This window comes from Paenibacillus radicis (ex Gao et al. 2016) (assembly GCF_014641555.1).
GTDB classification, from domain to species: Bacteria; Bacillota; Bacilli; order Paenibacillales; family Paenibacillaceae; genus Pristimantibacillus; species Pristimantibacillus radicis.
In genome coordinates, this window is the sequence record NZ_BMHY01000008.1 from 204,794 (window position 1) to 224,557 (window position 19,764).

Below are 19,764 nucleotides of genomic sequence, written 5' to 3' on the forward strand. Positions count from 1 at the left end.
AACAGCCAGCAAACCGGAACCCGGTATGCTGGCTGTTTCTCTTACCAATATCGATGATTACAATGCTTTATTTCCCCGGAATACGAATCGTAACCGTCGTACCGATACCCAGACGACTGTAGATCGAGACACCGTAGGAGTCGCCGAACAGCAGCTTGATCCGGCTATCGACGTTTCGGACGCCGTACCCGGACAAAGTATCTTCGCTTTGCGGCAGGTCGCGTCCGTTCGGCATCCGCATACCCATGCCGTCGTCGATCACTTTAAGCAAGATATCCTGCCCGTCGCGGCAGGCTCGAATAATAATATTGATGCCATGCTCATGATCCCAGATCGCATGGTTGATGCAATTTTCCACAAAAGGCTGCAGCGTGAGCTTCACGATTAGACACGGCAGTACGGATTCATCGATGTCATAGTGAACCCGCAGCAGATTGGCGAATCGCACTTGCTGGATCGAGACGTAATAGCGGGTCAGCTGAATTTCCTCATGCACCGAAAGCGTGTTTTTTCCTTTATTGAGTGAGATGCGGTAAAACTTCGCCAGATCGGTCACCATTTTGTTCATGCGCGGATCTGCGTTCCGAATGGCGAGCGAAGAGATCGAAGCGAGCGAGTTGTATAGAAAATGCGGGTTAATCTGGGCTTGCAGCACGTTCAGCTCTGCCTCCCGCTTATCGATTTCCTTCATATAGACATCCGAGATCAGCGTGCTGAGCCGCTGGCCCATTCTTCGCAGCGCATTGCCGATTTGGCCGATTTCGTCACGCCCCAGCGGCCGGATATCGGTGAGTTCGAACTCTTCTTTCTCGATGCGCCGCATCATGCCGACAAGTGTCTCTACCCGCTTGGTGAATAGTCTTGCGGTGACATAGATCAGAATCGCCATGACGGCAAGGCTGGCTATCGCGTAGATCAGTATGCGCTTGGCGGTTAGATTTGCTTTGGACAGGAAGCTGCTGTACGGAATGACCGAGACGCTCTTCCAGCCGTATTTGGTCGTATTGTAGACGACGAGCACCATTTCACCGTTATAGGTGCTGTCGAACTGACCGTTCATCTCCTCCGGAAACTTGTCCGGCAAGGCGATAGGCTGGTTTAGCAGCGTTTTATCTCTAGCGGACATGACGATTCCTTCCTCATTAATAATCAGCACCGTTTTGTCTTCCGATTCCTTCTCCATAAGACGAAATATATCGGATTCCAGGATGTTGATCGTCAGTACACCGTATGGATTGTTCATGCTGCTTATATTCAGCATTCGCGACAACGTGAACATCGGCGGCTGATCGGGCTCCGGCGGCGTCGTAACGAAGCGCACGTCGCCGTAGCTGTCCCGCAGCGATTTATACGCCAAGGAGTTGCGGAAATTCTCGCCCATTCGCTTAATGAACATGCCGTCTGTAGGCAGTGTTTCATTGTTGATGAAGATCGTCATGGAATGAATGTCCGGATTCGTCGTCAGCATGTTGACGAAGGAATTGTTGATATATTTGTATGCATCGACGAATAGCGCCGGGTCCACCGAATAATCATTCGTCAAATAGGCACGCATCGTGGAATCTAGATATAGCGTGGCGGAAAGCTTCGTATACGTATCCAGCTTATTCTCCAGGTTCGAATTGATTTGCGCAACGGTAGAGCCTGTATTCGCCACCATCTGGGCGGACAACTCCCCGCGAATGGTCGTATAGGAATATAAGGCGAAGAAGAGCAGGGGGAGAATGCCCCCAAGCAGGAACATGATGAACAGCTTCTCCCGGAGCCGCCAATTGTTTAAAGGGTTGCTGAGCCAAGCGGCCAGTTTTCTCATACGTTGATCACTCCAGCCTAAAGTTGCATTTTACGGTATTCGTTTGGCGTGCTCCCTTTATGCTTCTGAAAAACCGAACAGAAATAGGAGACATTCTCATAGCCGACCTGATGGGCAATTTCGCGCACCTTCAGCGAACGGTTTTTGAGCAGCTCCGACGCATGGTTCATACGGACGCGGGTCAAATAATCGAGTATCGTCTCGCCTGTCTTTTCCTTAAATATAGTCCGTACATAGTTCGGCGACAGGTAGACCTCTTTCGCAATATCCTCCACCGTAATCGGAAGATGATAACGCTCGGCAATCAGCTTCGTAATCTGGCCGGCGACGGACTGATAGCGGTCAGCATCGCGTGCTCCTGCAGCCTTCAGCAGCTCCGTGCAGAAGCATTGTGCGTAAGCATGGTAATGGGCGATCGTCGGCAGCAGCGACAGCTCCTTCCAATGATCGGCGAGCAACTGTTCGCGAAGCGGGCCGGCCATTAATGAAGTGAAATGCTGCTCAAGCGCCGTGAGCAGTTGAATGACCGCTCGAACGGCGAAGTTGCGTTCGACCCGCTCCTGCCGCATAACGGCAAACCAGTCATTCAGCGTTTGTCCGGCCCGCTCAGCGTCGGTGCTCTGAATGGCAGCGATCAGCGCTGCCACGGTTTGCTCCACAGGCATGTCGGTCTGCTTCACCGCTTCCGGACTGCCTGGCATGATGACGGAGCCGGCTTGCCGGTACAGTTTTTCATCATTGCAGCGCTGAGACTGCTCGAACGCCTCTTTTAGCAGATGGAATCCTTTGTGTGGTCCGGATAGGCCAATAGTCACGAAAGCTTCGCCTTCCACCGTTACGGTCAGCAGCTCTTCCCGAAGCAGCTCCCAATAGGCAGGGTCCCATTGCTGCGGTTTTCCTTGAAACAGGACAAACAGCGTATTAATCCCGGTCTCCAGCACAATTGCAGCATCCAGCCGCTGTCTGAGCAAGTCCCGCGCAGCTTCAGCCGCATCAGCTACCAGCGCTCCCGATGGCGCGGGCAGCACTTTGTCCTCCTCTGCCGTTTTACCGCGTAAAGCAGGAGGCTCGAACGTCATGTAAGCGGCTCCAAAAGATTGATGGGCAGAAAAGCCGGATGCGCTTTTTTCCCATTGGCGAATCCATTCCAGCCGGCGCTCCTCCATAGGCTCGCGGACGATGCGGAGGAGCAGTTTCTCCAGCCGCCAGCCGCCGCCTTCGCTGGCAAGCTGTTCCTCTTCGCATTTCTTTTTCACTTTCTCCAACAGTACAAGCAGCTCTTCCATATCGATCGGCTTCAGCAGGTAGCCTGCCGCTTCGATATTGAGGGCGGACTTAATATATTGAAACTCATTATGTCCGCTTAGATAAATGATCTTGACGCTTTTGTCGATCTGCTTCGCCCGTCGTCCGAACTCCAGCCCGTCCATAATCGGCATGCGCACATCCGTTACGATAATATCCGGCTTTAGCTCCGTGAGCTTGCTGAGAGCTTCCTTGCCGTTGCGGGCAGTCCCGACAACCTGAATGCCAATCTGCTCCCAAGGAACGTATTGCTCCATCATCTCCAGCTCGATTGCTTCATCATCTACCAGCAGCACAGTGTACATGTCGGCACCCGCCTTTTCTAGAAGAAATATAACTCTATGATGTCTTTTCTTTAGTGTAACGGTAATGCCACTATTCAACAATGGAGCAAAAGTAAGTGTGTGCGTTTGGAATATGAATCGTTAGATCTTATTATAGAACGGCTATTTTGCCCGGCCTATAATGAGAACACGAAGCAAATGAAAACGCAATCAATTCACGGGAGGCAACACGATGAACATGCAACCTAAAGCGCAACCTCAAGGAAGCGGGACGCTGGCCGTCAAGCGGAATAGAGGCGGACTGCTGGACAGATTGAAAGAGCAGCGGCTGCTTTATGTACTGATGCTGCCCGCGATCATCCTGACCTTGATGTTCTCCTACGTACCGATGTTCGGGCTGTATATGGCGTTCATTAATTATCAGCCAGGCGGCGGAACGTTTTTCGAGCAATTTTTCACGACGGATTTTGTAGGGCTGCAATGGTTCGAGTATTTCTTCACGAACGGCGACTTTGTAAGAATCATGCGCAATACGCTGGCACAAAGCTTCCTGTCGCTGCTGTTCGGTTTCCCAATGCCGATCATTCTGGCGCTCATGATCAATGAAATGAGAAACGGCTGGTTCAAACGGACGTTCCAGACGGTCTCTTACATGCCGCATTTCATCTCTTGGGTTATCGCAGCGAACATTATCATTACGATGCTCTCGTCGGGCGGGGTAATCAACAACATCCTGACCGGCCTGCATATTATCGATGAGCCGATTCAGTTCATGCAGAAGGGACCGCTTTTCTGGTGGATCATCGCATTATCGAACGCTTGGAAGGACATGGGCTTCAACGCCATTATGTATTTGGCCGCTATTTCCGCAATCAACCCAGAGCTTTACGAGGTGGCGAAGGTCGACGGCGCGAGCCGCTTGAAGCAGATGCTGCACATTACACTGCCATCCATCAAGCCGACCATTATCATTTTGGCCATCCTTGCAGTTGGCGGTATTTTGAACGCTGGCTTCGACCAGCAGTACCTGCTCCAGAACAATACAGTTATGCAATACTCGGAAGTCATCGATACGTACACGTACAAATACGGTCTGCAAAACGGCATGTTCTCATACGGTGCTGCCGTCGGTTTGTTCAAATCGGTCGTGGCGTTCATACTCGTCATCAGCGTCAACCAGATGGCTAAAAAAATGGAAGAACAGTCACTGTTCTAGAACAAAACGGAAGAGGAGAACACGCCATGGTGAAAGACAAAAAAGATTTTCTCTTTATGACCGTCGTTTACGCGTTTATCGTTGCGATATTTATTGTTACGTTCTATCCGTTCTGGAATATCTTCATTATTTCTTTGAACAGCGCAGAGGATACGCTGCGGGGCCATTTATATTTGTGGCCGAGGGAATTCAGCTTAGCGAGCTATAAGCAAATTTTGACGGATAGCGAAATATGGATGGCGATTCGGATTACACTGCTTCGGACGCTCATCGGCACGCCGCTTGCAGTCATCACGATCAGCATGCTATCCTTTTCACTCAGTAAAAAAGAGCTCGTCGCAGGCCGTTTCTGGACGCTGTACTTCGTCTTCACGATGTACTTCGGCGGCGGACTTATTCCTTACTATATGGTGCTCAAAAGCTATCATCTGATCGACAATTTCATGGTCTTCGTCGTTCCGGGCTTAATGAACGTGTTCTATATGATCATCGTTCGGACCTTTATGCAAGGACTGCCGCAGGAGCTGGATGAATCGGCGAAGATAGACGGTGCGAATTACATCCAAATCTTCTTCCGCATCATTCTTCCGCTGACGACGCCGGTACTGGCGACAATCGGATTGTTTACGGCAATCAGCCACTGGAATTCCTGGTTCGATTCGTACGTGTTCACTTACAATCCAGATTTGAAAACGCTGCAAGCGGTACTCGTCAAAATTTTGAATCAGTACCAAACGGGCTCCATGGTCGGCGACGCGCAAGCAATGGCCAATTCGGCCAAACGTATGGCGGTATCTCCGGATACAATCCGGATGGCCGCGACGATGGTCGCAACGCTGCCGATTATTATGGTATACCCGTTCCTGCAAAAATATTTTGTGAAAGGCATGACGCTGGGCGCGGTTAAGAGCTAATCCGCCCGGCAGGCTTTTAGATTACTTGCGGGAGGTGTTGCGGTCGGCCGGATGAATGCCGAACAGTCTTTTCGATAAGCATACGATTATGAATAAGGGGGATTTTTGGATGAACGCAAAAAAATGGATGCTGTCGCTGCTGACAGCCGTAATGTTGATTTCCTTATTGTCTGCTTGTGCTTCGAATTCATCAAATAAACCGAGCAACACCAGCACGGATAAGCCAAACAGCGGTACGGACGGCGGCACGAAAGAGCCAAGCACGGACCCGATCAAGATTACGTTTTTTGATAAAAACACAGGAGATAAATTCGATAATGCCATCGCGAAAGAAATTACAAAACGTACTGGCGTAACGATTGAAATCCAACAGCCAACGGGTAATCCGACGGAAAAACTGAATCTCATGCTGGCGAGCGAAGACTTGCCGGATATGATTATGTTCGACCGCTCCAGCGACCTGGTTGCGAAATACATTGAAGCGAAGGCTATCATTCCGCTGAATGATCTGATCAGTCAATATGGCCCGGATGTAACGAAAATGTATGGCGACGTACTTAACAAAACGCGTTACAAAGACGGCAACAACTACTATCTGTCCAACTGGTACGGACTTGAGCATGAGCCGGTGTTCGGCTTCAACATGCGCAAAGATATCGTGAAGGAGCTTGCACCGGATAAAGCGGAAGGCGGCGTTCCATTCACACAAAGCGAGTTCAAGCAGCTGCTTGTTGATTTCAAAGCGAAATATCCGCAAATCGACGGCAAGAACACAATCGCTCTGACGATGGACGGCGAGAACTGGGGCGGAACGATCGGCACGTTCAAAGGCATGTTCGGCCTGTCGGGCTACTACGAGCATGACGGCAAGCTTCAATATGATGTGAAAGATCCGAAATACAAAGATATGATTCTGTATATGAACGATCTGTACCGCGCTGGTCTGATGGACAAAGAGTGGGCGATCAACAAACGCCAGGTATGGGAGCAAAAAATCGCGACGGGCACGATTCTCTCGTCGACAGGCGCATACTGGGATTTGGGCAACTCCAACACGATCATCAAGAAAGACAAAGGCGAAGAATCGCAGCTGTTCGCTTATAAGGTTGTTGCAGACGGCGTAGATCCTTCGAAAACGACATTCGGCGGCCGCAGCTCCTTGGGCTGGGATGCCATTTCGATCACGAAGAAAAACAAAAATCCGGAACGCACGATGCAACTCATTAACTTCCTTGCAAGTGAAGAAGGCCAATACTTGCTCATGTGGGGTATTGAAGGCACGCACTGGGATATGAAAGACGGCAAGCATGTACCGCGTCCGGAAACATTGCAAGCATTCAAAGACGACTGGGCTGCTTACACGAAAGAAACAGGCATTCGCAAATGGACTTGGTTTATTAAAAACGGACCAGGTGCAGACGGTACGCCATACGACCTTCCAGGCCGTTACGAGCGTTCTCCTGTCGACCAAATGGCGATCAAAAACTTGTCCGACACGGTGTATGACACAGCGATCTTTGACGGCTTGAACCCGCAAGGCGGAACGCCGGAAGCGTTGAACGAGCAAAAAATCAACGATATTACGAAGCAAGCTTTGACTAAGGCAATCATGGCTCCTTCTGCTGAAGAAGCAAGCTCGATTTTTGACAAAATGCTTTCTGATATGAAAGCTGCAGGCGACGAAAAAGTCGAAGCGGTATACTCGAGCAACTACGCAGCACGCAAAGAGCTGTGGAACTAATCGCATAACCAGATTTGCCGAGGAGGCCAGCTGAGCTGGCCTTTTCCTTTCATTGGATAATAGAGCACGGTACAATGAGTATGTGAACCAATAGGAGAATGGGAGCGGATGAAATCATGACGACCGATATTGGACAATTCAAGCTGGAGCAAGCATCCGGGACGTTTGCAGCGGACAATGGCTTGCTAAAAGTGACGGCGAATACAGAAGACGGCACGCTGGCGCTTGCCTGGAGGGACGGACAAACGATGACGGGGCTTTATGCGGAAGCCCGTGTGGGCGCAGAAATCGCCCGTTCTAGCTACTATGGCTCGCATACGGTGCCGGAAGCTTCAGTACAGGCGATCGAGGACGGCTTTGGGGAAGGGCTGCGGTTCAGCTTTGAGCATACGGAGCCTGGCAAGCCGGTGCTGCGGCAGCTGATCCGCTTGTACAAGGATCTGCCTTACGCGTTGATTGAGCTGGAAGCTGAAGGCGAGCAGGAATGGGAGACGAATGAACTGACTCCGCTTGCCTCCTATTTGAACGACGATGGCTTGCTTGATTTCGGAGACGGCTCCAAAGAAGAGATCCGCTCCCTGTTTATTCCATACGACAATGACAAGTGGGTACGGTTCGGTTCCCACGCCAATCCTGCCAGCGTACGCAGCTATGAGGTGACGGCTATCTACCGGGCGGAATCCCGCCGCGGCTTCGTTATTGGCTCGGTGACGCATGATATTTGGAAAACGTCTATCGACGTGGAAGGCACTTTCTCCGAAGCGATCGGCCGTCTGCGGGTACTTGCTGGCGCAGCCGATCTCCAAACCCGCGACACCGTTCCGCATGGCTCGCTGCGCGGCACTTCGATCAAATCGCCGACGATCTTTGTAGGCGCTTTCGCTGACTACCGTGAAGGCATGGAAGCCTATAGTGGAGCCAATGCGGTCATCCAGCCTGCGCTGACGTGGTCCGGCGGCGTTCCCGTTGGCTGGAACAGCTGGTCGGCCGTCATGGCAAAGCTTGATTATGATGTCTACACGCATACCTCCGATTTTTTTGCCAAGGAGATTCAAGGGAACGGCTTCGCAGATCAGGATGGCAGTCTTTACGTCAATTTCGATGCCTGCTCGCATAATTTGAAAGAAGGCGAGATTGAGGATGCCGTACGCCGCGTCAAGGCTAATGGTCAGAAGCCTGGAACATACTACACGCCGTTTGCGTTCTGGGGAAGCGACCCGGATACGCCGGTGGAAGGTACAGACGGTGCGGTTCTTTATCGGGAGATTTTGCTGAAGGATGCCGCAGGCAAACCGCTGCCGAAGCTGGATGGCGCGTTCCCGATCGATCCGTCGCATCCGGAAGCGATCGCGCGCATTATGCGCAATCTGGATGAAGTCACTTCAATGGGCTTTGAGTATTTGAAAATGGATTTCCTGGCGCATGGCGCGATGGAAGGCGTGCATTACGACCCTTCGATCCGTACCGGCATTCAAGCCTATAACTACGGAATGGCGGCTATTGCGGAAGCGCTTAGCCCGGAACGTCTGGGCCGTCCGTTTCTGATCAATCTGTCGATTGCACCGCTGTTCCCGCACGGCTATGCGCATAGCAGACGCGTCTCCTGCGATGCATTCGGCACGATTGCCGATACGGAATATATGCTGAACGCGCTCACGTACGGCTGGTGGATCAGCGACAACTTGTACCGCTTCAACGATCCGGATCATATCGTCCTGTACAAGAGCGACAACCAGCGTTCGATCTCCGAGCATGAAGGGCGCAGCCGCTTGAACTCGGGCGTGATTTCCGGCACATCGCTGCTGCTCGGCGACGACTACCGGATGGAGGAGGCGGCCAGCCGTGCGAAGGCATGGATGACCAATAAAGAAGTGATGGCGCTGGCGAAGCGCGGCGAGACGTTCCGTCCGGCGGAAGGCCGCAGCGGTACAGGCGGCGAGGATCTCTACTCGCTGGCAGGAGACGGCGGCACTTACGTTGCGGTCTTCAACTTCGATGTGGAGAAAGGAAAGTCGAAGTCAATCGACTTATCCCGCGTCGGCATCGACTGGGCGAAAGCTTTAACGGTTCGCGATCTGTGGAGCGGCGAGTCCTACAGCCTGCAGCCGGGTGCAGCAGAGCATGTTCTGGCGCTGGAGCCTGCCGAATCGAAACTGCTATTTTACATCTAGTAATATAAGCGATAGCCCTATTCATACGAAGAGACGGTTTCTTCCGGTCGGCAATGGCTGGATGGAACCGTTTCTTTTTTTATTTTTATAACCCCGGAAACTGTATTATAATACAACCATCTTTACTCAATGTACGAATGTAAGCGATTAACTGCTGTCTCTCCGCGCTCGGAGAGAAGGGGCAAGGCAGTCTGCAAGGCAGGGGGGTCAGACATGCAAGACAGGATGAACGCTGTGCAATCTGGAAAAATAGTACCGCATACTTTAAAGGGCCGGCTGGCTCTCGTTCTCGTACTGGCTACGGCTATTCCGATCGTATTGATCGGGCTGGTGTCGTACTATTGGATTTACGATATTCAGATCGGCCGCATCGGACAAGATATACAGAATCAGGTGGAACGGGAACAGCAGGAAATGGAGAAGCGGCTCGACGAGCTGGGCCGTGTATCGCAGCTGCTTGTCGGCGAAGGCGGGATCGGACAGGACGTCATGACGTTTATTTCCTCCAAGGACGCTTATGAGAAAACAAAGCTTTACGATAAAATTTTACAATCGACCTCGAATATTAATTTTGCGAATCCAAGTCTCGGCGTCATGCTCTATTATGCTCCGACCTACAAGGATCCCTTTTTGTTTGCCAATATGAAGGTGGAGCAGGAGCTGCTGCTGCATCCGGGACAAACGATGTATTCCAAAAATAAGTTTGCCTATTATGGCCCCCATCCTTCCGTCCGCGTCTATAACAAAGTGCTTGTGCTTTCGCTTTGGCGGGAAGTGGAGAATGAGGAGGGCGTGCCGCTGTCCATCTATATCGAGCGGGATATTTCCGACTTGATGATCGCAAGCCGTCCGGGAGATATACTCGTCAGCAGCTCGGGACAGGTGCTGTACAGTCATAATGAATCGGCTTACAAAATCGGCGACGTATACGGCAAGCCGCCTGAAGAGACGAAAGCTTTTGCCGCAACTAGCCGAAACGGCTGGACCTATATTCATTTTGTTCCGCTGAGCGAGTACAACGGGGAAATCAATGTATGGTTTTATCAGTTTATTGCGATCGCGCTGCTCTCGCTGCTTATCGGAATTTTGCTGGCCTGGTTTATTTGGAAAATGGTCTACGGACCGATTCGGGTCATCAATCGCGAGATTCATCATTTTCAGATCGGGCAGGGGAATGATTCGCGCAAACTGGCGACAACGGGAACGGTCGAGTTCGATAACGTATTGAACAACTTTGACAATATGAAAAACCGGATTATGGAGCTCATCGCAGACATTGAGGAGAAGGAGAAGCGCAAAGGCCAACTGGAGGTGGAGAAGCTTCTTGTGCAGATCAATCCGCATTTTTTGCATAATACGCTCAATACGGTGCAATGGCTGGCGCGGATGAACGGGCAGAAGGATATTGCGAATCTCGTCGCTGTATTCACAAGGGTGCTGCATTATAATTTGGGGAAGAAGAGCATCATCGTGACCGTGCGGGACGAGGTGCAGGCGCTGCGCGACTACATCGAGCTGCAAAGCATCCGGTATGACCATAAGTTTCAGGTTCACGTAAATGCGGAGGAAGACGCGGATGACATCGCTATTCCGCGGTTTATTATGCAGCCGCTGGTGGAAAACGCCTTGTATCATGCCTTTGACAATGAAGAGGGGCAGATTGAGGTCACGATCCGGCTGGCTCCGGGGGGCCGTATGCAAATTATTGTCCAGGACAACGGGCAGGGCATACCGCCGGAGCGGATGCATGAGCTGTTCGAGCTGGATGAGCAGCGGCAGCGAAGCGGTCTCGGCATCGGACTGCGCTATGTGAAGAAGATGCTGGAAGTGTATTACGGCTCCGAGGCGCAATTCTCCGTTCATAGCGCACCGGGAGAAGGAACGACGATCACGATTGACATGCCGGATCAGGTGAAGGTGGAGGAATAGCGATGATTCAAGCCTATATCGTAGATGATGAGAGTCTGGTTCGCAAAGGCTTGAAGATGATTTTTCCGTGGGAGAAATACGGAATTGAAATTATCGGAGAAGCAGCTTCCGGCGAGCGGGCAAAGCTCTATCTGCAGGAGCATCCCAATACGGTGCAATTGCTCGTGACGGACATTACGATGCCGGGCATGACGGGACTGGAGCTGATGCACTGGGTCAGGGAATTCGACGCTTCGATCAAGATGGTCGTCTTAACCTGCCATCAGGATTTCGACTATATTCAGGAGGCGCTGCGCATCGGAGCGATTGACTATATCGTCAAGACGCAGCTGGAAACCCAAGATCTCGATGAGCTGCTGGAACGGATTGCTGTTAAGGTGGCAGAAGACAAATCCGGGGCGGCGGCACAGACCGGGATGGGTGCGACGACAGCGGCGTGGACGCGTGAGGCTTTCGAGAAAGGCTGGCTCCATCCGCTATGGGTATGGGAGGACGATGCGTTTCAGTTGATGCTGAGCATGCTCGCCGATGAGTCCGCTTTGATGCCGGAGGAATGGGCGGCGCAGGCTTTGCACAAATGGCAGCAGCTGTTCCCGCAATTTCTCGGCTGGGAACCGTTGCCGAGCGAAGCTCCAGTGCTGAGAGCATGGCTGACTGATACCCGATCGAGGCTTCAGCAGTGGCTGCGGCAATCCGCTTATTCGGAAGAGATGATACACGGCATCTTGAAGGCGCTTGCCTATATGGACGCTCAGGCGATCGAAACTCTGTCGCAAAGCGATATTTGCGCGCAGGTGAACATTAGCAAAAGTTATTTCAGCCGGAGCTTTAAAGATATTTTGCGGATCTCGTTCGTCCGCTATGTTCAGATTCGGAGCATCGAGGAAGCGAAAAGGATGTTGTCCACGACCAACCATCCGGTCTATTGGATCGCCGAGCAGTGCGGATTTACCGATACACGATATTTCGGCAAAATGTTTAAGGAAATGACGGGCCTGCTGCCTACGCAATACAGGCAAAGCCAGCATGCAGACGCTAACTCTGACCCGTCATCTATATGAAAACCGCTCCTCTTATTTGGTCACAGTAAGAGGGGCGGTTTTTTTGTTGTAAAGGTATGTTATTTTTGAACGAAAGCTATACTTGGACAAAAACATCGCAGGTGCTCAGCAAAAAATCCGCACACGGCGTGGCGGGTGCCGTTGCTATAATTAAACCAGAAAGAAAGTGCTTACAATCCACTTGAAAGAGAGCGATACAACATGCGGATGAAAAGATGGGGTTTATTAGCTTGTACGCTGCTGGTCACGGCGCTTCTCACGAACGCTTGCAGCAGTGGAGGCAATAATGCAAAGAAGCCAGAAGGGGAAAGCGGCAACGGCAATCAGACCGTTGATACGAGCCCGCTTGGCAAGTATGATCCGCCGATCGAGGTGACGGCTGTCCGGCCAATCTCGGAAGGAATGGAATATAAGTCGGGAGAGTCGCTGGACAACAATGCTTGGTCGAGAGCGTACGAGGCTGACCTTGGCATCAAGATCAAATACCTCTGGACGACGCCTGATGCCCAATATGCGCAGAAGATCAACATCGCCATCGCATCGGACGATATGCCCAACATCGCTGAGGTGAATGCTGCGCAGTTGAAACGGCTGATCGAGGACGACCAGTTGCAGGATCTCACGTCGGTCTATGAGCAGTATGCTTCGCCGCTGACTAAGAAGATTTTGTCTGAGGATGGCGGCAATGCCATTAAGTCTTCGACCTTCGACGGCAAAATGTATGCCATTCCAAAAATGGGCTCCGGCATCGGCCAGTCCCAAGTGCTGTGGATACGGACGGATTGGCTGAAAAAGCTCAATCTGGAAGAGCCGAAGACGATGCAGGACGTGCTGGCTATTGCTGAAGCGTTCGCCAAGAAGGACCCGGACGGCAATGGAGCTGCCGATACGTACGGTCTGGGCGTCAACAAGGATCTATGGGGCTTTTATGCCGGGCTGGAAGGCTTCTTTAACGGCTTCCACGCTTATCCGAACATTTGGGTCAAGGATGCGTCCGGCAAGCTGGTTTACGGAAGCGTACAGCCGGAAATGAAGCAGGCGCTGCAAAAGCTGCAGGAAATGTACGCTACTGGCGTACTGAATAAGGAATTCGGAACGCGTGACGCATCCAAGGTGAACGAGGATGCCAACGCGGGCAAGGTCGGCATGTTCTTCGGCTTCTTCTGGAACAGCGGCTGGCTGCAGGACGGCAAGACGAACAATCCGGACATGGAGTGGAAGGCGATCGAAATTCCTTCCATCGACGGAGAAGCGGCGAAATCGCAAGTGCCGTTTGCCATCAGCACGTATTACACCGTCAAGAAGGGCAGCGCACATCCGGAAGCGGCTGTAAAAATGCTGAATCTGGCGCTGGAGAAAATATACGGCGAAACGGCGGAGCCTGAAATCTACAACGTCGATAAAGACGGCATGTCCGCATTCAGCTACACGCTGCTCTATGGCGAAGCGCCGCGCAAAAACCTTGACGCGATGCTTCATATCAAGAGCGCGCTGGAGGCGAATGATCCATCCTCGCTTAATTTGGAGGAGAAGGGCTACTACGACAACATCATGAACTACCGTGGCGGCGATCGCGCTTTCTGGAGCGCAGAGAAGATGTACGGACCGGAAGGCTCGTTAAGCGTACTTGATGCCTTCATGCAAAAAGGGCTGACGATGGACAATCAATTTTTCGGTGCGCCAACGCAAACGATGGTGGATCGTGAGGGTACCTTGCAGAAGCAGCAGGTTCAGACGTTCACGAGCATCATCATGGGCGGATCGATCGACCAATTCGATGCCTTTGTATCGACCTGGAACAAGCAGGGCGGAGAGCAAATGACGAAGGAAGTCAATGACTGGAGTCAAAACTAAAGAATAAGTCTGGCAGAGAGAAGGAAGCCATTCCTTCTCTCCATTAAATCATGCTGGTGAAGTGGAGGAGCAGATGGACAATAGAAGATTTTTACGTGAGATACCCTTTCACCTCATGCTGCTGCCGGGCATATTGATCGTACTTGTCTATAATTACATTCCGATGGCAGGCATTGTCGTCGCGTTCAAACGGTTTGTACCGTCCAAGGGCATGTTCGGCTCGCCGTGGATCGGATGGGATAATTTTCAGTACCTGCTCAATATGCCGGATATTTATCAAGTGCTTTGGAACACGATTTATATATCGCTGATGAAAATCATTGCTGGCGTTATCGCGCCTGTGCTGTTCGCCTTGCTGCTCAACGAAGCCAGAAACCGGCTTGTCAAACGGAGCGTGCAGACGATTGTCTATTTCCCGCATTTTTTATCCTGGATCATTTTGGGCGGTATTTTCATCGACATTTTGTCGCCGTCTACCGGGATCGTCAATCATTTTCTCACCTGGCTTGGTCTGGACCCGATCTACTTTTTAGGACATAACAGCTGGTTTCCCGTCACGCTGGTAGGCACGGAAGTTTGGAAAGGATTCGGTTACGGCTCCATCGTCTATCTGGCTGCGCTAACCGGCATCAATCCAACCTTGTACGAAGCTGCTGTGATGGACGGAGCGGGACGCTGGAAGCAGACGCTTCACGTTACGCTGCCGGGACTGATTCCGATGATTATGCTGATGACGATTTTGAGCTTAGGAAATGTATTGAATGCAGGCTTCGACCAAGTATTCAATTTATATAGCCCTCAGGTGTACCAGTCGGGCGATATTATCGATACGCTCGTCTACCGCATCGGGGTGCAGGACGCGCAATACGGGGTAGCGACGGCAGTTGGTTTGTTCAAGTCGGTCGTGTCCTTCCTTTTCATCGGCATCTCCTACGGGCTCGCCACGCGTTATTCGGACTACCGTATTTTTTAAGAGAGGAGACTGCATATGTTCAGGAAAGCTACAATGGGCCGAAAGGTGTTTGTTGTGGGCAATTATGCCATCCTTATTGGCGCAGCGCTTATCTGCCTGCTTCCGATCATTAATATTCTAGCCATATCCTTTAGTTCAAGCTCGGCGGTCGGCTCGGGCAGAGTGCAGTTTTGGCCCGTCGAATTTACGCTCAAATCCTATGCTTTCGTGCTGGAGAAGCCGGAATTTATGACCTCCTTCATCATTGCTGTGAAGCGGGTGCTGGTCGGCGTACCGATTAACATGCTGCTGACAATACTCATCGCCTATCCGTTGTCCAAGGAAAAGCAGCAGTTCAAATGGAGAGGCGTGTACGTCTGGTTTTTCGTCATCACGATGCTGTTCAGCGGCGGACTGATTCCATGGTACTTGACGATTAAAGCGACCGGCTTAATCGATTCCTTCTGGGCGCTCATTATTCCGGGGGCGGTACCGATTTTTAACGTCATTTTATTGCTTAACTTTTTCCGTTCCTTGCCTAAGGAAATCGAAGAAGCGGCGTTTATGGACGGGGCAACGCAGTGGAAGGTGCTTTGGAAAATATTCGTTCCATTGTCTGCACCGGCCATCGCGACATTGGTGTTGTTCTGTATCGTGACGCATTGGAACTCCTGGTTTGAAGGACTGATGCTCATGAACGATCCAAGCCATTACCCGCTGCAATCGTATTTGCAGACGGTCATCGTGAACCGGGATATGTCGCTTGCGACGTCAACGGATTGGAAAGCGTTAGCGCTCGTCTCCGACCGGACGACGAAAGCGGCGCAGGTATTTGTAGCTACGGTTCCGGTGCTGTGCGTCTATCCTTTTTTGCAGAAATATTTTACCGAAGGCATCGTAATGGGCAGTGTCAAAGGATAATCAGCATTCTATCAATCTAATTCATATCAGAAAGCGGAGGCTATCATCATGGCGGCTAAAATTGTATTTATTGGAGCAGGCAGCATTATTTTCGTTAAAAACTTAATCGGGGATTGCTTGTTGACCCCTGCGCTGAGAGACGCGCATATCGCGCTGCTGGATATTGACAAGGAAAAGCTGCGCTTGTCCGAGCAAATGCTCAAGCAGTTGAACAACAACATCAACGAAGGCAGAGCGGATATTAAAGCATACGACGATCAGCGCGAAGCGCTTAGAGACGCCGACTTTGTCATCAATGCGATTCATGTGGGCGGCTACGACCCTTGCGTGATCAACGATTTTGAGATTCCGTTGAAGTACGGTCTGAAGCAAAGCTATGCCGATACACTTGGCATGGGCGGTATTTTCCGGGGGCTGCGTACGATCCCTGTTATGCTCCAGATCGCGAAAGACATGGAGGAAGTATGTCCGGATGCTTGGCTCTTGAACTATACGAATCCGATGGCGATCGTGACCGGTGCTATTCAGAAGGCAACAAGCATTAAGACAGTTGGCCTGTGTCACAGCGTGCAAATTTGCGTCCGCGATCTGTTCGAGGGACTGGGCATGGATCATACGAACGTGAAGTCCAAAATCGCAGGCATCAATCACCAGGCATGGCTGCTTGAGGTTCACCGCGACGGCGAGGATCTGTACCCGGAAGTGAAGCGCAGAGCGCTGGAGCGGCAGGCAGCGGAGCAGCATGATGATAAAGTCCGTTACGAGATTATGAATCAATTCGGCTATTATGTGACGGAATCGACGCAGCATACAGCGGAGTACGTTCCTTATTTTATTAAAAATGCGTATCCGGAGCTGCTGGATGAATACGGCGTTCATACGATGATGTACAAAAACTGGGGACAATCGCAAGCGGACTACTGGCAAAAGGCGATGGAAGAGCTGCTGGGCAACAAAGGGCTGTCGCATGAGCGTACGCATGAATACGCGTCCTATATTATGGAATCGATTCTGACGGACAAAATCTACAAGATCGGCGCCAATGTGATGAACAACGGGCTGATTACGAATCTGCCGGACGGCGTTAATGTTGAGGTTCCTTGCCTTGTGGACGGCAGCGGCATTACGCCTTGCTACATCGGAGACTTGCCGCCACAGCTGGCTGCACTGAACCGTACCAATATTAATGTGCAGGATCTGACGATCGAAGCTTCATTGACGGGCAACAAGGAGCATGTGTACCACGCAGCCTTGCTGGACCCGCATACATCGGCCGAGCTGAGCATCGCGGATATCCGCAGCATGGTAGACGAGCTGCTTGAAGCGAACCGCAGCTACTTGCCGCAGTTTGAAATCTAGTCTAGTTCAATCATAGAGCTAAAGCAGGCCGCTCTTTCAATCATCGCGATTGGAGGAGCGGCCTTTTTTTCTTGTAAAAGGGGAAATACGATCATCAACGTCTACACTTTTTCATCCCCTTTTTCTGCCGGATAATGAACGCAGAGCGGGAATATCCGAAAGGGGAAATGGCGATGAGGGATCATTACTATGCGGCTGAGAAGCTTGCCGGGTATAGACAAGCGGAGCTCGAGGAGCTGGCGCACAAAGCGGCACTCATTCAGGAGAGCAGAACGGCCGCTTGCCCGTGCGCAGCCTGTGTGCAGCAAGAGGCAGCGGCTCGGGGCACGGGATGGCGGCGCAGACTGGGGGTGCTGATTGCTCGCTTGTTGGGGAAGAGGTGAAGCGGCGGCCGCACCCCTAACCTTCAAAGCGGTGGCAAGACTCCTAATTGTGCCCAGCCTTCCTTGGAGGGACCATATACTGCAGGTATAGACAGCCCAGCTTGCCGCATCAGGACGGTAACCTGACCTCGATGATGAACGATATGTTTGATCAATCCCATGAAGATCGTCGCGTTGGACTCTATTCTTCCGAACGCTTTTTGGGTTTGCTTCAACGTTTCGTCCGTCCAATTCTCTTGAAGTGCATGGACGACATGAGCGCTTACCGCATGAAAGACCTCCGCAATCTCTTTTGAGGACGGCACTTCATTCGAAGCTGACACTTTCGGTACGGGGACTCCGAACTCAGTTAAATATTCAGGAATATTCGTAACCATATGCCAAGCAATTCTTCCGAGCGTACGCCCCTCCAGATATACCTGCTGCAAAAGCGATTCATCTGTCAACTCGTCCAATACTCTCTGGGTTAACACGGCCTCGTTCTTCCATTCGGCAATCAAATCTTCAACTGTGGTATACATCTTCTCATCCCTTTCCTGGACAAAATTCATTGGAAACTTTGTCCCGGTTTCTATTCTTATTACTTGCTATTCTGGCTAAGAAACTCGTTTGCGGCATGGAAATAACCGTTTAAATCATCGGCGTGGACACCGTGACCGCATTGTTCGAACACTATAAGCTTAGTATTAGGTCTTCGCTCTTTCATTGATAAGCGTTCAATCCGCCCAAGGAATGCCCTAGGATAGTAACAGGTCGCCCTCCAAGCTCCGACCTGACGAGGTTCAGGAGATCATTCACATAATCATCTCTTGCGTATTCCTTGCCTGGAGAATGATCGCTCCAACCGTGCCCTCGTTGATCCAGAGAAATAACCCGCCAATCTTGGAATCGCACGGCCAACTCTGAAAAGGATCTAGCACTCGCCATATACCCATGCAGCATGATAAGCGCGTTCGCTTTCACCGCCAAAATCAAGGTAGGAAAGCCGAAGATTTCCCGAGTGAAAAAATTTCCTTGTGGCGGATCGGTTATGTCCGGAATTCAACATGTAATTGATTCTCCTCTCTAATCAACGGTTCTCCCTCGAATCCATCTTAATCGCAAATAGTGACAACTCTTGTCATAGTTAAACTAATTATTTTCAGCTGCTGAGAGGCAAATTACGGATTTCTAGCTTTCGTTGTTGTTGTCCGTGCAACCCGGCCAACACGGCGGCTATCGCCATAAAGATTAAGCATGCTGCATAGGGCTGTGAGGGACATGACGCTGAAGAAGTGCCGTTGTCATCAGCGGTGGTGTAATAAAGGATGCCAACCCGATTGTAATTGCACCCAAAGCCGTGAAAAAGTTGACTATAGAAGTTAGCGGCAGCAGAGCGATCGCAGAGAGGGTTCGGAACGGCGAACTGGACTTCGGCGTTTGCTCGGCTCCAACGGCGAATCCAACACTGGAGTTTGAGCCTTGATCGAGGAACGATTAGGGATTATGTTAAACACGAATCAACCATTGGCCGGTCGGGATTCCGACTTGTATTTACCGGGAGCTCTGGGAAACGGCATTTTGTCCAACCGGACAAAATGATTTTTCTTGCATTGAGGTTGGGAGCTTATTTGTGATTCAACAAATGATTAAAGCAGACTTCGGCGTCGGAGTTGTTCCAATGTACTCGGGTCTGGAACAGGCGGGCTCTGTAGTCATCAGACCCTTCGCCGATTTGAATCCTGTTGTCACAATAGGCTTCGTTTATAAAAATAAAAACTTCCTGGGGAAGGTATCATTGTTGCTAATGGATGCCATTAGGGGAAACCTTGAACCGAATTCAGAGCTGCAGCTAGCTTTTTGATTCCTCGGTTCTCAGAAG

At 51.1% G+C, this 19,764-nt stretch carries 16 protein-coding genes; 12 read left to right on the forward strand and 4 right to left on the reverse strand.

Annotated elements, in window-relative coordinates:
- Positions 1–67 precede the first annotated feature (67 nt).
- A complete protein-coding gene (locus IEX98_RS19950) occupies positions 68–1,813 on the reverse strand; it encodes a sensor histidine kinase (protein WP_188890952.1) in 1,746 nt (581 codons plus the stop codon).
- Positions 1,814–1,830: 17 nt separating this feature from the next.
- A complete protein-coding gene (locus IEX98_RS19955; RefSeq protein WP_188890953.1) occupies positions 1,831–3,423 on the reverse strand; it encodes a response regulator in 1,593 nt (530 codons plus the stop codon).
- A gap of 211 nt (positions 3,424–3,634) precedes the next feature.
- On the opposite strand from IEX98_RS19955, the gene IEX98_RS19960 reads away from it, so the two are divergent.
- The 11 genes from IEX98_RS19960 to IEX98_RS20010 all read left to right on the forward strand — a co-directional run bounded on the left by IEX98_RS19960 (position 3,635) and on the right by IEX98_RS20010 (position 17,903).
- Positions 3,635–4,618, forward strand: coding sequence for an ABC transporter permease (locus IEX98_RS19960; protein WP_052350648.1), 984 nt, complete (start codon positions 3,635–3,637; stop codon positions 4,616–4,618).
- 26 nt (positions 4,619–4,644) lie between these two features.
- A complete protein-coding gene (locus tag IEX98_RS19965; RefSeq protein ID WP_188890954.1) occupies positions 4,645–5,532 on the forward strand; it encodes a carbohydrate ABC transporter permease in 888 nt (295 codons plus the stop codon).
- Between the two features lie 109 nt (positions 5,533–5,641).
- Positions 5,642–7,273 carry an ABC transporter substrate-binding protein gene (locus IEX98_RS19970; protein WP_188890955.1) on the forward strand — a complete coding sequence of 544 codons (1,632 nt, stop codon included), beginning with the start codon at positions 5,642–5,644 and terminating at the stop codon, positions 7,271–7,273.
- 116 nt (positions 7,274–7,389) lie between these two features.
- A complete protein-coding gene (locus tag IEX98_RS19975) occupies positions 7,390–9,444 on the forward strand; it encodes an alpha-galactosidase (RefSeq protein WP_188890956.1) in 2,055 nt (684 codons plus the stop codon).
- Between the two features lie 213 nt (positions 9,445–9,657).
- Positions 9,658–11,373: a sensor histidine kinase gene (locus tag IEX98_RS19980; RefSeq protein WP_188890957.1), complete on the forward strand. Its 1,716-nt coding sequence runs from the start codon at positions 9,658–9,660 to the stop codon at positions 11,371–11,373.
- Positions 11,374–11,375: 2 nt separating this feature from the next.
- A complete protein-coding gene (locus tag IEX98_RS19985) occupies positions 11,376–12,434 on the forward strand; it encodes a response regulator transcription factor (protein ID WP_188890958.1) in 1,059 nt (352 codons plus the stop codon).
- Positions 12,435–12,635: 201 nt separating this feature from the next.
- Positions 12,636–14,288, forward strand: a complete 1,653-nt coding sequence (locus IEX98_RS19990) for an extracellular solute-binding protein (RefSeq protein WP_188890959.1) — start codon at positions 12,636–12,638, stop codon at positions 14,286–14,288.
- Positions 14,289–14,361: 73 nt separating this feature from the next.
- Positions 14,362–15,261 (forward strand): ABC transporter permease, encoded by a 900-nt coding sequence (locus IEX98_RS19995; RefSeq protein WP_188890960.1) that lies wholly within the window; start codon positions 14,362–14,364, stop codon positions 15,259–15,261.
- Between the two features lie 15 nt (positions 15,262–15,276).
- Entirely contained in the window at positions 15,277–16,161 is an 885-nt protein-coding gene (locus IEX98_RS20000) for a carbohydrate ABC transporter permease (RefSeq protein ID WP_188890961.1), read from the forward strand.
- Positions 16,162–16,209: 48 nt separating this feature from the next.
- Positions 16,210–17,520: an alpha-glucosidase/alpha-galactosidase gene (locus IEX98_RS20005; protein WP_188890962.1), complete on the forward strand. Its 1,311-nt coding sequence runs from the start codon at positions 16,210–16,212 to the stop codon at positions 17,518–17,520.
- A 173-nt stretch (positions 17,521–17,693) separates the two neighbouring features.
- The gene (locus IEX98_RS20010; protein WP_188890963.1) at positions 17,694–17,903 is read left to right on the forward strand and encodes a hypothetical protein; all 210 of its coding nucleotides are present in this window, start codon (positions 17,694–17,696) and stop codon (positions 17,901–17,903) included.
- Positions 17,904–17,926: 23 nt separating this feature from the next.
- Here IEX98_RS20010 and IEX98_RS20015 read toward each other — a convergent pair whose 3' ends face one another.
- On the reverse strand, positions 17,927–18,424 hold the full coding sequence (locus IEX98_RS20015; RefSeq protein WP_188890964.1) for a DinB family protein: 498 nt from the start codon (positions 18,422–18,424) through the stop codon (positions 17,927–17,929).
- A gap of 181 nt (positions 18,425–18,605) precedes the next feature.
- On the reverse strand, positions 18,606–18,845 hold the full coding sequence (locus IEX98_RS20020; protein ID WP_308421814.1) for an alpha/beta fold hydrolase: 240 nt from the start codon (positions 18,843–18,845) through the stop codon (positions 18,606–18,608).
- A gap of 589 nt (positions 18,846–19,434) precedes the next feature.
- Between IEX98_RS20020 and IEX98_RS29265 the strand changes: the two genes are divergently transcribed.
- Positions 19,435–19,746: a LysR substrate-binding domain-containing protein gene (locus IEX98_RS29265; RefSeq protein ID WP_229692291.1), complete on the forward strand. Its 312-nt coding sequence runs from the start codon at positions 19,435–19,437 to the stop codon at positions 19,744–19,746.
- Positions 19,747–19,764: the final 18 nt, after the last annotated feature.